This window comes from Pseudomonas sp. AC242 (assembly GCF_979258655.1).
This window is the reverse complement of the sequence record NZ_OZ409873.1, coordinates 2,286,067-2,299,636: the sequence shown is the minus strand read 5'-3', so window position 1 is coordinate 2,299,636 and position 13,570 is coordinate 2,286,067. Positions and strand designations below refer to the sequence as shown.

The window sequence follows — 13,570 nt, the reverse complement described above, 5'->3', positions numbered from 1 at the left end:
AAAAAATGCGAAGCAATCGCAAAATGAACTGAAAAATCTCACAGGAATTTCACATGCAGATGCTACTTTTAATGTCAGTCACCGGTTGAGCCAATGAAGGCTCTTCCCACCTAACATGAGCAAACGGAAGCGCTCGATGAAGAAGGCGGGCAACACATGAATAAAGGGTCAAGCAAAGTCACGTTTCCCAATGCATGCCAGCTGATGCGCTGGCATTTTCATCCCATGGGTTTTGAGGCGACGATGGACGCGCCGGGCAGCATGATCGCCCGTCTGTTTGATCGTGCCAGCGGCGAAACCATGATCGCCATCGCTGGCATCCCGTGTGCGACGGTGATGAATGCAGCAGATGTCGAACGAATTATCGAGGCTGTGGAGGATGAACTGGAAGCCTTCGTACCTCCAGAGTCTCTCAGAAGCTACGCATAAGCTTTTGATTTAAAACAAAAAGCCCACATCTCTGTGGGCTTTTTTGTGCCTATGCGGTTTGTTTGGTAACACGGTGATCAACGAAGAACGGCTTGCCCTTGGCCACCCGGTCAGACGCCCGCGGCATGTTCACCGCTTGCGCTTCCTGCGGTTCGACGTACCAGTAGCAATGGCTGACCGCCCGTGTAATACCGACATAGGCCAGGCGCAGGATTTCGTCTTTTTGCGCAGTGTCGTACGGTTCGCTGTCGCCCGACTTCCCCAAACCTGCCATGCGATAGACCTGGTTCTTGTAGGGCGAACTGGTCAGGTGCTGGCAATCGCCGAGCAGAAACACCGCGTCGGCCTGCAAGCCTTTGGCGCTGTGGTAGGTCAGTTGCTTGAGACGTCGCGCTTCGTACGGCAAGCTCGAATCAACATTAACCACTGACTGAATATGCTCTTCAATCAATAGCTTATCGCTGCTTTTTCGATAAAGCATCAAGATCGAATGACCTTGGCGGTAGTGCTCGGCGAGGCGCTGCCCCAAGGCCTGATCATCGCGCTCCAGCACATTGACTGGCTGCAGCGGCTTGGGCGCACCGCTGGCCTTGGCTTTTTTGCCGGGGATCGCCGGCGCCGCGCGGACGATGTGTTCAGCGGCATCGATGATGTGCTGGTGACTGCGGTAGTTGTCACTGAGCATCACCCGCGTGGTGCCTGGCGACGGGAATTCCTTGTCGAACGCCATGAAGTAACTCGGCGAACTGCCACGCCAGCCGTAAATCGACTGCCAGTCATCGCCGACGCACAGCAGCGATGAACGCTGCGCGCCCCTCCCGACATGCATGGCGGGGCCACGGCTGCGGATTTCCGTGAGGCTGGCGCGAATCCACGAGACGATCTGCGGCGATACGTCCTGAAACTCGTCGATCATTAAATGCGACAACGGTCTGAGTAACTCATCGCTCAACAGCTTGAGGTTTTCCGGTGAGTGCTCGCTGAACAGCGCGAACATCCGGTTGTAGGTCATGATCGGCGGCTTCTGGTCGAGCAGATGATCTTCAAAGGCCCGCCAGAACAGGCTGAGTGCCTCAAAGAAAAACCGGTCTGGGTCGTCCTTGGCAAAGCTCATGCGACCGACCGCGTCTGGCACGTCCAGGCCGAGGTTTTCGATGAAACCGGCCGCCGCGACAAAACAGTCGAGCAATGGCGCGGAAGCCAGCTCGCCCTTGACCTTGTACTCAAAGCCCGGCCCGGCGCTGGCATCACCCGCCAACGTGGCCAGAACACGCCTTGACGATTCGTAACTATCTAGCCAAATCATAGGCTTACGACAGAAAGCTTGAAACAGGGTGCGCTTGACTGCCCACTCGGCGCGCACGCTGAGCTTGGCATTTGGCCGGCTCGTTTGCGGGTTTTCCCGCGGATCGAAGCCGAGCACCACCCAGGCATCCAGGCTCGGAATGTAGCCATGACAGTGAAATTTCGCGCCGTTGATATCGAAACTCTGCCGGTTCGGCTCAATGCCCTTGATCGGCCAGGCGCCAGCGCGGAACCACAGATCTTCAATGGCATCGCACAGTTCTTCATCGCGCTGGGAGGCTAACTGCGTCACCGCTACGCGTTTTTGCACGTCCGGATGATCGCGTTCCAGCTCCTTGAGCTGCAAACCAGCTCGGGACAGCGGCTGAATCAACTGGCGGAAACGCTCGTCTTCATTAAACAAGCGCTGATAACAGGCGTTGAGTTGCTGGCGTTGTGCATCGTTGATGCGCAGGTCGAAGGGGTTACTGTCGACCTCCTGCTCATCACCTTGTGCGCGGTGACTGAGGTTTTCAAAGGCCTGCAGACGTTCGAAACCCGGCAAGCTGCGCACCATCGGCAGGATGCGCGAGTGGAAAGTACGCACCAGATCGCGTGCCTGGCGCAGGTTCAGCGCCAGGCCCCAGAGCGCGAACAGCTCGATCAGTTTGTTGATGAAATCCTTGCGCGACTCGCGGGTGAAGGTCACCACGGTCATCGAGTCCAGCTCAAAACCCAGATAGTGGTTAAGCAACAGAATGCGCAGCACCAGCGTGGTGGACTTGCCCGCGCCAGCGCCAGCTACCACTGAGGTTGACGGGGTTTCGCTGAAAATCATCTTCCACTGCGCGACGCTCGGTTGAGCGTGCTCAGGCAGCAAACGGGCGACATCGGCCTTCATGCGCTTTTTCAGCTCGGCCGTCAGCGGCAGGCGCCAATCGTCAAACAGATGGTTATCGACGCTGGGCGGTCGATGCTCAGTGTTACGACTGTCACGGATCAGCAGCACCTGACGGCCTTCTTCCAGCCCCTCAAGCTTGCCTTCCTTAAAGCCATATTCGACGCCGGCGGTATGCCCGCTGCGAAAGCCATCGGCCTGACCGTGCAACCACGATGCTCGGTGTTGAGCGCGCAGCCGGGTCAAACCATGGCCGAAAAAGCGCGCAGCCAGACGTTTGAACCATGGCATCTCGGCCAAGGGGCGAAGTTCGGGAGGAAGATCGGGGGTGTGTTGCGCCACGCTGACGGACTCCAGTGTGTGAGGCTGTTGCGGCTATGGTGTCTGTATTTGCCGTTCAGTTCTAGCGAAATGCTTACAGGTCATTGGTTTAGGCGATGAACTGAAGGTGAGATGAGATCCTTTCGAGCTTGTTTCCAATCGATCAATTCGATAATAACGCCGCACTTTTTACGCTTTTTATCGATTATTGACTGATAGATGATGGCCGTCATAAACCACCGGTGTCGCGTCGGGTGTCAACCATTAACACCCCATGACGAACCTTTTGAGGAGACGATCATGCTTGAACTCAGACCCTTCAGCTCGCTGGGCGGCGCCCACCACGGCTGGTTGGATGCCCATCACCACTTTTCGTTCGCCGAGTACTACGATCCGCAGCGCATGAGCTGGGGCAACCTGCGGGTGTGGAACGATGACGTGATCGCCGCAGGTACTGGCTTTCCACAACATCCGCATCGCGACATGGAAATCATCACGTATGTCCGTGAAGGTGCGATTACTCACCAGGACAATCTCGGCAACAAGGGTCGCACCGAGGCTGGCGACGTTCAGGTGATGAGCGCCGGCACCGGCATCGCGCATAGCGAATACAACCTGGAAGCCAAGGACACCAAGATCTTCCAGATCTGGATCCTGCCAACGGAAACCGGCGCGCCGCCCTCGTGGGGTGCCAAACCATTCCCGAAAGGCCAGCGCGAAGGCTTTGTCACGCTGGCCAGCGGCAAGGAAGGTGATGACCAGAGCTTGCGGATTCGCGCTGATGCAAGATTGGTCGCGGCCAATCTCAAAGCCGGGGAAACTGCCGAATATCAGCTGGGTGAAGGTCGTCGTGCGTATCTGGTGCCGGCCACTGGCGTGATTGAGGTCAACGGCTTGCGTGCACAAGCTCGAGACGGTGTGGCGGTGGCGCAGGAACGAGTGCTCAGCGTCACGGCCATTGAGGACAGTGAAATTGTCCTGGTGGATCTGGCCTGATCGCTCGAATGGCAGGCAAAAAAAAGGGGCAACCAGACGGTTGCCCCTTTTTTCATGCGCTTGCCGACTTCATCAGCCGGAAATGGCGCCATCTACCAGCGTCTGCGCTTCAACGACCAATTGCTTGAGGTGGTCGTCACTGATGAAGCTTTCGGCGTAGATCTTGTAGATGTCTTCGGTGCCCGACGGACGCGCGGCGAACCAGCCGTTTTCAGTCATCACTTTCAGACCGCCAATCGCCTGATCATTGCCCGGTGCATGGCTGAGAATGCTCTGGATTTTCTCGCCGGCCAGTTCTGTCGAGGTGACCTGTGCAGGCGACAGCTTGCTCAGCAACGCTTTCTGCTCCGGATTGGCCTTGGCATCGACGCGCACCGAGAACGGTTCGCCCAGCTCATCGGTCAATGCCTTGTAGGCCTGGCTCGGATCGCGACCGGTGCGCGCGGTCATTTCAGCGGCGAGCAATGCCGGGATCAGGCCATCCTTATCGGTGCTCCACACGCCACCGTCCTTGCGCAAGAACGATGCGCCCGCGCTCTCTTCGCCACCGAAACCGAGCGAGCCATCGAACAGGCCGTCGGCGAACCATTTGAAACCGACCGGAACTTCGTACAGACGACGCCCCAAGCGCTTGGCCACGCGATCGATCAGACCGCTGCTGACCACGGTTTTACCGACGCCAGCATCCGCACGCCACTGCGGGCGGTTCTGGAACAGGTAATCGATCGAAACAGCGAGATAGTTGTTCGGCGCGAGCAATCCACCGGACGGCGTCACGATGCCGTGACGGTCGTGATCGGGGTCGCAGGCAAAAGCGACGTCGAAACGCTCTTTCAGGCCGATCAGGCCTTGCATCGCGTGGCTGGACGACGGGTCCATACGAATCTGGCCATCCCAGTCAACGGTCATGAAACGGAACGTCGCGTCGACTTCCTTGTTGACCACTTGCAGATCGAGGCGGTAATGCTCGGCAATCGCCGACCAGTAGCGCACCCCTGCTCCGCCCAGCGGATCAACACCCAGGCGCAGTTTGGCGTCACGAATGGCGTCGAAGTCGATCACGTTGATCAGGTCGGCCACATAAGTGTTCACGTAGTCGTGACGATGCGTCGTGCTGGCCTTGAGCGCCTGCTCGTAACTGATGCGCTTCACACCGGCCAGTTTGGCGGCCAACAGTTCATTGGCCTTGGCTTCGATCCATTTGGTGATGTGCGTGTCGGCCGGCCCGCCGTTGGTTGGGTTGTATTTGTAACCACCACTTTGTGGCGGATTGTGCGACGGCGTGATGACGATGCCGTCCGCCAGGCCCGAGGTGCGGCCACGGTTGTAGCAGAGAATGGCGTGGGAAATGGCCGGCGTCGGCGTGTATTCATCACCTTCGGCGATCATCACGGTGACACCGTTGGCGGCCAGTACTTCCAGCGCGCTGGCTCCGGCCGGAGTCGACAGGGCGTGGGTGTCGATGCCGACAAACAACGGCCCGGTGATCCCTTGGGCTTCGCGATACAGACAGATCGCCTGGCTGATGGCCAGAACGTGCCACTCGTTGAAACTCAAATCGAACGAGCTGCCCCGGTGCCCGGATGTTCCGAACGCCACACGCTGAGTGGAAATCGAGGCGTCAGGCTGTCCGGTGTAGTAAGCCGTTACCAGTCGCGGGATATCGACCAACAATTCTGCCGGTGCCGGTTTGCCCGCAAAAGGACTGAGTGTCATGCAAAACCTCTGAAATAGAGTGATTCAGGAATAGAGCGCAGTTTACTGGCAGTTTGACCGCAGTGCGATGGGATCTATCCGGGACGCTCCCGATGTTTTTTAACGTTATTCACCGGGTGCCAGGCGCAAGGCGTCACCGAGCAGGCCGACCACGCGGGCCAAGTCATGCTCGCCGTGGCTCAGCGGACTCAACCGCACATGCTGCGCATGCAGGCCTTGCAGGCTGAACAGCTCGCCCGGCGCAATAATGATCTGCTGCCTCAGCAGGCGCTGGAACACCTGTGCCATGTTGACCGGCCGCAGAGAACGCACCCACACGGTCGCGCCACCTTGGGGTTCGACAACCTGCAACGCATCGCCCAGACGCTCACGCAACAGCTCAATCAATTGCGTGCGACGCTCCTTGAGCATTCGTCGCAGTATCAACAAATGCTGATCCAGCCGACCACCCGCCAACAGCCTGGCAACGGCCTTCTGACGGATCGGCGACAAGCGAAACGCGCGCAACAGAAAATGCCTCTGCAACTCGTTGCGCCACTGCCGTGAGAGCAATATGCCGAAGGGTGCCTCGGCACCAATGAATTTCTCGAACGTGGAAAACACCAGCAGACGATCAGGGTCCAGCCAGTCACGCAATCGTTGGGTGCCCCCTCCTTCGTGGAGTTCGCTGTAACAATCGTTTTCCAGCACCCAAGTGCCATGGCGCCCGAGCAAATGCGCGACTGCCTGTTGGTTGCTCAGCGGTATCAGGCTGCCCCGCGGCATGCTCAACGCCGAAGACAACAGGATCAAACGCACCGACTCACTCTTGAGCACCGACTCCAGGCGCTGCAGATCAATCACGCCACCGGCAAATGGCAGTTCGATAACACGCACCTCGGCGGCTTCCAGCAGACGCAAGATCACCCAGTCACAGGGCGACTCGACGACCACGGTGGCGCGACGCAACTCAAGCACGGAAATCAGAATGTCCAGGACACCGCGCAGATCAGCACCAATATAGACGTCATCCGCACGCCAGTAATTGGCGGTAGACGAGGTATAACGCGCGGCCATTACCGTGCGTAGTTCAAGCTCTCCGCAAGGTTGCACGAGCGCTTGCGGCTGGCGCGGATATTGACGCAGCAGTTCGCGCTCCAGCATCAGTAACGGACTGTCGAGCGGTTGCAGAGAGGCCGGATCATCGGCGCTCAGCACACACATGCCCGGGCGCCTGGCATTGACGTAAACGGTTTCCAGCAAATCACTGCCGCTATCGGGCGAGTCCGATACGTGTAGCGCTTGCGCGTAGTATCCGGATTTGGCGATTGAATAGACCCTGCCTTCCTTTTCCAGCAGCGAATAGGCGTACTGGACCGTCGAGATCGACACATTGAGCCGATCCGCCAGTTGTCGCAGTGAAGGCAAGCGCACCGCCGAGCCACTGCCCGCCTCGTCTATCAGCAGCGTGAGATATCGATATACCGCCTGATAAACAAAGTCATTCTGCCTCGCCGCTTTCACAAGCTCGCGTCCGTTGGCATGGCTCCATCTCCCTGCACGAGGCTCACGTTCACCCCTCCGCTGATCGATCAGCTGCCGGTTCAACGACCGGGTCCTGCGAGGCTTTTTCACCGGCAGCAGGCATATGAACAGGCCCCATTGCATACAGGCGCACAATCAGCCTGACCGGCAGCCCACTGACATCCGTCATCCATTTCATGACCTGTTCCGGCGCATGCAGGCCCTGCATCGCCCGGTGCAGATCCGGCAACGCCACCAACATGCCGGGGTGACAATTGCGCAAGAACCGCTCGAGCCCGGCGCCAGCATTGATGAACGGTGAAAACAGCAAGCACGTCAGCTGGATTTCATTCAGTTCGAAATTGGCCTGCAGAGCGCTTTCTGCCTGCTTACGCAGAGACTCGAGTGCCTGCAGATTGCCGAAACTCGCCAGCAACTGTTCGCAAACAGGTTCGGGAACCTGTTTTTGTCGCATGGATATCAGGCTGTTTTTCAGGTAATCGCTGACGCCAGCCTCGTAGGTCCGTCCCTCGATGAAGTGCGCCTGCAAGCCCTGCAGATGCGCAGCTACCAGAGGTTCCACATGTTCGTTATCACCTTGATAAAGCGTCAGGTCATCAGCCTGGAAACCCAGAAAATCACTCAGCAAGGGCCAGCGTTCTTCGAGCTTGCCGACAATCATGTCGTTGATGCTGATGAAACTGGTGCGCCGACAGGCCTCGAATTGACCTTCGGGACGCCACGCTACCCGCTCTTCTTCGGGATAAAACTCGCGGTAATAATCGCCACCCAGTCCATCGAGAAGCGGGAACAGCATGTCAAAGCCGAGAGAACTCACCTGCGGCCCGGCAATCGCGGCTTTCTGCGCGGCGCGCCCCAATCCCTCCAGGAAGTGCCCCTGACGGCGCACGGATTCACTGCCGATCATCGCATCGACGCCATTGTTCCAGCGGGCAACCTGCCCGTAGAACTCGGCAGTGGCCAGATAAGCGTCATCCCACAGTTCAAGCGTTTCGTTCCAGGTTCGACGATGGCCGATCAGCAACAGATTGACGCGGTTGGCTTCACGCCCCGCCTCGCCAATGGGTGCCTGATGATCAAACGGCAGGACCTCGCGGTGATCCACCATCACCAGTTCGACTCGTGGATCGTCATACAGAAACAGCGCGCTGTAGCTGCGGTGCATGTTTTGCAGGGACGCCGGGCTGCTGCCGTTCCAACGCAGGTTGGCGACCCGCAGCTGAAAGGTCGCGGGCGATCGGCCAGCAATGGTCAGTTGTGCGGCCCGTAAAAGGGCCAGCGTATAACAACTGTCGCGCGACCCTGACTGGTTCACCAGAACCTTGAAATGACCGATGTTCTCCATACCGCCGGCGGCCACTGCCAGTCGCTGGATCAGCAACTGCAACGCCGTGCGTTCCGCGCGAGAGAAGAAACTCAGCAAACGTTGCAATACTTGCTGGTAGACATAGTTCATTGCCTGATCATGGATCGTGCTCATCGGTATTTACCCGGTATCGAAAGTTTCATGCCGCGCGGACTGAAAATCAGTCTGGCGACAATTCATCAATAAGTAATAGACGTTCGAATGCTAACACTTACAAGTTTGTAGTTATTTGAAACACTTGAGCTGCAAAAACCCCTTCAGCGACCGACCAACAGCCTCAAGCCGCTGTAATTGCAGGGATATTTTTTTCCGGACGCAGTCCTAGGAAACTTCCCACAATGTCCCACGACAAGTGAGTACAAGAAAAAGAGAAGCAGTTTCCGAATAGCCCTACAACAATTAAACAAAAGTTGGCTTGATCAATCGATTTATTCGTTTGATATCGCGCAGGACAAATTGAATGCACAGCCATGGCTCATTCCTTGAGATGAAAGTAATCATTCAATTATCAGGGCTTACATTGTGATTAGAAGATACAGATAGGGAGCAAAAACCAGTTCAGTTGCTGAACGGTCCCGGGGCTGCACCAGAGCGCTGTGTTTTTCAGGAGGGAGGTAAACGCACAAGAGTCCGTGGGGCCACGGACTCTGATGACAAGGCTTACGCCGGTTCGACTTGCAGGGCAACCCGTTCGCGGCATGGGCATTCGTCCATGTAGCGATGCGCTTCGACGAATTCGTTGAACGGGAAAACCCGCGTTTTCAGCGGTAGCAACACACGATCAGCGGTCAACTGGTTGATGTCACGCAAGGCACGTTGCAGAGCGACGTGGTCCTGAGTGATGCCCAGTTCCGGCTTGCCGGTGAAGTTGCCGATGCAGTGCACGAAAAACTGGATGTTCTTCTGGAACGCTGCACAGGCCGGGAACGGCGTCTGGTTGCCGCCCTGCAAACCGTACAGCACCAGGCTGCCACGCGGCGCCAGCACATCGCCAAGCAGCGACATCTGTGGGCCGCCGAGACCATCGAACACCACATCGACACCACGGTTGTCGGTGATCTTGTTGATTCGCATCAACAGATCTTCCTCTTCCGTGACGATGACCTTTTCTGCACCGAGGGACAGCAGGTACTCGCGCTCTTCGGCTTCTTTGGTCGCAGCGATCACCCGCACGCCCATCGCCTTGCCCAACTGGACAAACGAGGGACCGGCACAATGGCTGGCGTCCGTGACCAGAGCGAATTGCCCAGGCTTGACCCGCGCCAGATCGGCGTAGGCAAAGTAGGCGATCAGCAGCGGCGTGTAATGCACGCTGGCTTCGATCGGGCTGAGCACATCCGGATAACGGGTCAGCGCAGTACGCGGCAGTACGATCGACTCGCCGTATACCGGATAGTCGTTCGGGCTTTCAGCCGGAAAACTCGCGACCTTGTCACCGACGGACAGGTCCTCGACATCGGCACCGACTGCAGTGACCACGCCGGCCATTTCATGGCCAAGACCCGATGGCAAACGTGCCTGGGACGATGCCAGGTTCTGACGCCACAGGGTGTCGTACCAGCTGATGCCGATTGCCTCGACACGCACCTGCACTTCGCCAGGACCTGGCTGAGCGGCCGCATGCTCTTCGCATTTGAGCACCTCGGCCGGACCAAACTTGTGAAAACGGATCGTGCGGGACATCGCAAACCTCGTCAAAGTAACCTCTAATGCCATGAACTCTATCTGGGCTTTTGACCCAAGACTATCAGTGGCTATTAATAGTCGACATGCCTGTCATTGATTCCGCAACAGGGGCGGCAGTGGCAAAATCCATGAAAAACTGCTGCCACCGTCTCATTCAAGCTGAATTTTCCGGTGCAGAGTACCAGCCTTTCCCCGTAAGATTCATGCCGGCCATTGTTCTCATATGGCCGCTCTCGTCAAGCTTGATGACTCTGCCAGGACTCCAGATGAATCGTAATGACCTGCGTCGTGTCGACCTGAACCTGTTGATCGTATTCGAAACATTGATGCACGAACGCAGTGTGACCCGGGCGGCAGAAAAGCTCTTTCTCGGTCAACCGGCAATCAGTGCGGCGCTCTCGCGCCTGCGCAGCCTGTTCGATGACCCGCTGTTTGTACGCACCGGGCGCAGCATGGAACCGTCCGCCCGCGCGGTGGAAATCTTCGCCCTGCTCTCGCCGGCCCTCGATTCGATTTCGACCGCCGTCAGCCGTGCGGCCGAATTCGACCCGGCGACCAGCACGTCGGTATTCCGTATCGGTTTATCGGATGACGTCGAATTCGCCCTGCTGCCAATGCTGCTCAAACGCCTGCGCGCCGAATCCCCGGGAATCGTGTTGGTGATTCGTCGCGTCAATTACATATTGATGCCGGGCCTGCTGGCTTCCGGCGAGATATCCATTGGCGTCAGCTACACCACGGACCTGCCGGCCAACGCCAAGCGCAAGGTCCTGCGTCGCAGCGCGCCAAAATTGCTGCGTGCCGATACCGTGCCGGGGCCGTTGAGCCTGGACGACTATTGCGCGCGTCCGCATGCGCTGGTGTCGTTTGCCGGTGACCTCAGTGGCTTTATTGATGAAGAGCTGGAGAAGCTGGGCCGCAAGCGCCATGTGGTGCTGGCTGTTCCGCAGTTCAATGGCTTGAGTACGTTGTTGGCAGGCACTGACATCGTGGCGACCGTGCCCGATTACACCGCGGAAGCATTGACGGCTGCCGGCGGTGTTCGCGCGGAGGACCCGCCGTTGCCGACGCGTACGTTTGAGCTGCATATGGCTTGGCGTGGGTCGCAGGATAATGATCCGGGTGAGCGGTGGTTGCGGTCGCGGATTCAGATGTTTTTTGGGGATCCGGATAGTCTCTGAATCAGCGCTGGCAGTTCTGAATATTATTGAACGCAAGCGTAGCTTGCGGCATTCTTCGCAACGAAATTTCCAGGGACGGTAAAATTTGATGCGTACTTCACGTATGCAAGCGCTTGTGCCCCTCGCGTCTTCAAACACCACCGGTGTGATTGAAGGCGAACACTCGCATCCGTCCGGATGCACATGGGGTCAATGTCTCGCAGAACTGCCACCACACCTTCGCCATTCCCGATTCTACGACCGCTTAAGGCTGCCGATCCAACGGACAGCCTTGGCGCTCTACGCTACGGCTATCCATCACAGCTGCCCGATCTGACCTCTTGAAACGGAACTTCGCATGAGCGGAAAACCTGCTGCACGCCTCACGGACCCCACTAGCTGCCCTCTTCCGGGACATGGCACGAATCCCATTGCCAGTGGCTCGCCCAATGTGAACTTTGACGGGCTTGCTGCCGCCCGGATGACCGACAAATCCGCTTGTGGCAGTCCGATCACGGGAGGCGTCAGCTCGACCGTTTTCATCAATGGTTTGAATGCTGCGACGATCGACAGCACGGGCGGACACGGCAACATCGTTGTGGGCGGTTCCGGAACAGTCATCATCGGCGACACCTTCGTCTCGGCACCTTTCAGCGGTCTGCTGCCGATGCCGGTGCACTTCAGCGACAAGATCAAATTGATCGACGAAAGCACGGGTGAGCCCATGCCTAATCATGCCTACGCGATTCAGCGCGCGGACGGCAGTTTCGAGTACGGCACCAGTGATTCGCTGGGGTTCACGCACGTCGTGAGTTCACACGTGGCAGAAACCTTCAAACTATTTCTGGAAGATTGAAAACATGCCGGCAGAGCAAATCCAGCTTCCCAATGGAAATACCGCGAGTCTGGCCGTCACGCCGACGTTAACACTCGTGAAGGATCAGTCGGTAAAGACGGCTCCCGTTCCCGTAAAGAAGGCGATCGTTTTTTTCATTGGTGGGGCTGCCGACCAAGAGAAATATTATTTTCAAGGCGCGTTCCACAATATCGACGACGCAAAAAAACAGCTCGACGGCAAAATTGCCGGCAGCGCCAAGCTGCCGGCGAAATACACGGGGTTCCCTAAAAGTTATAAGGATGCAAGGGGTTCCGGCGATATCCAGACTCACTTCATCGACAACATTCCCAGCAAATCCTGCCCGGTTTACATCGTCGGCCACAGCCTCGGCGGATGGAACGGCGCACATCTGTCACAGATCCTTTCCGAAGCCGGTTACACCATCAAATATCTGGTGACACTCGATCCAGTGGGTGAAGGATTCCTGGTATGGCTGGGTTCCGATATCTATTTTTCGGAGCCAACGCCTGTCGCTGAAACATGGATCAACATCCGGGCCAACGCCAGTACACCTGACCAATCTGACGGTGTCGCAGAATTCGGGGAGCGTTGGATGATCGAGTCTGGTCCGACCATCAACAAGACCATTGATAGGCACCATGCATCTGCTGACTGGATGTTTATAGAACCTGTGCAAGGGACGAAGTCCGCCTGCGATCTGATTTTTGACTCAATCAACGGTATTTTCGGCCAATGAACAGCTTCCGCGCGGTCATATACCTGGGCGTTCTACTCTTCACCGGCTGCGTAAAAACGGCGAGCATTCCCCCCGCCGACCTCACGCTATCGTCGTTTGAGCTCGGCCCCGCCAATCTGTTCACGGCCCACTTCAACTCCACTGTGGATTTGCAGAACGCTTTCAATGATTACGAAAACTCCAACCAGCTCAACCCTACCCTGATCTGCTCTCTCAATCGCGACATGGAGTTCTCATCCGAGCATTCAATCGCGGTAAAAGCCGAAGGGCGAGTGAACGCAAGCGGTCAAGCCAGGCCCAATTACAAGTTTTCCTCCGACCTGATCTTCTACTACACCAATCCGGATGGTACGCAACGCGACTTGAATGACTACGACGCCATCAAACCGTTGCTGACGTCGCAAACTTCCATCCCGTGCAAAGTTCGCATAACCGCCTATGGGTATGAGGCCTATTACACTAATACGTTATTCATCCCCTCCAGGATCATGATTGAACAGATCTTCAGATAGCCGCGCTTTGCTGAACCTGGCGCAAGGATTTGGAGACGCACTGGTTGTCAGGCGAGCACCCATAAAAAAGCCCGGAAACCTTC

11 protein-coding genes are annotated in these 13,570 nt (G+C 57.2%); 6 read left to right on the top strand and 5 right to left on the bottom strand.

The window, feature by feature from the left end; translation table 11 throughout:
• The first annotated feature begins 156 nt into the window (after positions 1-156).
• A complete protein-coding gene (locus tag ACZZ0A_RS10440) occupies positions 157-429 on the top strand; it encodes a DUF1652 domain-containing protein (RefSeq protein WP_038367758.1) in 273 nt (90 codons plus the stop codon).
• Positions 430-478: 49 nt separating this feature from the next.
• Here the strand turns inward: ACZZ0A_RS10440 and ACZZ0A_RS10435 are convergent, their stop codons facing one another.
• Positions 479-2,953 carry a UvrD-helicase domain-containing protein gene (locus ACZZ0A_RS10435; protein ID WP_463542991.1) on the bottom strand — a complete coding sequence of 825 codons (2,475 nt, stop codon included), beginning with the start codon at positions 2,951-2,953 and terminating at the stop codon, positions 479-481.
• Between the two features lie 279 nt (positions 2,954-3,232).
• Between ACZZ0A_RS10435 and ACZZ0A_RS10430 the strand changes: the two genes are divergently transcribed.
• A complete protein-coding gene (locus ACZZ0A_RS10430; protein WP_463542990.1) occupies positions 3,233-3,928 on the top strand; it encodes a pirin family protein in 696 nt (231 codons plus the stop codon).
• Positions 3,929-4,000: 72 nt separating this feature from the next.
• Here ACZZ0A_RS10430 and pgm read toward each other — a convergent pair whose 3' ends face one another.
• The 4 genes from pgm to ACZZ0A_RS10410 form a co-directional block, all read right to left on the bottom strand.
• Entirely contained in the window at positions 4,001-5,644 is a 1,644-nt protein-coding gene (pgm, locus tag ACZZ0A_RS10425; protein WP_007914911.1) for a phosphoglucomutase (alpha-D-glucose-1,6-bisphosphate-dependent), read from the bottom strand.
• Positions 5,645-5,749: 105 nt separating this feature from the next.
• Entirely contained in the window at positions 5,750-7,147 is a 1,398-nt protein-coding gene (locus ACZZ0A_RS10420) for an aminotransferase-like domain-containing protein (RefSeq protein WP_463542989.1), read from the bottom strand.
• Positions 7,148-7,196: 49 nt separating this feature from the next.
• On the bottom strand, positions 7,197-8,648 hold the full coding sequence (locus ACZZ0A_RS10415; RefSeq protein ID WP_463542988.1) for a hypothetical protein: 1,452 nt from the start codon (positions 8,646-8,648) through the stop codon (positions 7,197-7,199).
• 546 nt (positions 8,649-9,194) lie between these two features.
• Entirely contained in the window at positions 9,195-10,217 is a 1,023-nt protein-coding gene (locus tag ACZZ0A_RS10410; protein WP_007914918.1) for a zinc-dependent alcohol dehydrogenase family protein, read from the bottom strand.
• Between the two features lie 269 nt (positions 10,218-10,486).
• Between ACZZ0A_RS10410 and ACZZ0A_RS10405 the strand changes: the two genes are divergently transcribed.
• The 4 genes from ACZZ0A_RS10405 to ACZZ0A_RS10390 all read left to right on the top strand — a co-directional run bounded on the left by ACZZ0A_RS10405 (position 10,487) and on the right by ACZZ0A_RS10390 (position 13,487).
• Positions 10,487-11,401: a LysR family transcriptional regulator gene (locus ACZZ0A_RS10405; RefSeq protein WP_007914920.1), complete on the top strand. Its 915-nt coding sequence runs from the start codon at positions 10,487-10,489 to the stop codon at positions 11,399-11,401.
• Positions 11,402-11,738: 337 nt separating this feature from the next.
• Positions 11,739-12,236 carry a PAAR domain-containing protein gene (locus ACZZ0A_RS10400; RefSeq protein ID WP_007914923.1) on the top strand — a complete coding sequence of 166 codons (498 nt, stop codon included), beginning with the start codon at positions 11,739-11,741 and terminating at the stop codon, positions 12,234-12,236.
• A gap of 4 nt (positions 12,237-12,240) precedes the next feature.
• On the top strand, positions 12,241-12,975 hold the full coding sequence (locus ACZZ0A_RS10395) for an alpha/beta hydrolase family protein (protein ID WP_007914925.1): 735 nt from the start codon (positions 12,241-12,243) through the stop codon (positions 12,973-12,975).
• Complete coding sequence (locus ACZZ0A_RS10390; protein WP_007914927.1) at positions 12,972-13,487, top strand: hypothetical protein; 516 nt, start codon at positions 12,972-12,974, stop codon at positions 13,485-13,487. Before ACZZ0A_RS10395 ends, ACZZ0A_RS10390 begins: the two co-directional genes overlap by 4 nt.
• The last annotated feature ends 83 nt before the right edge of the window (positions 13,488-13,570 follow it).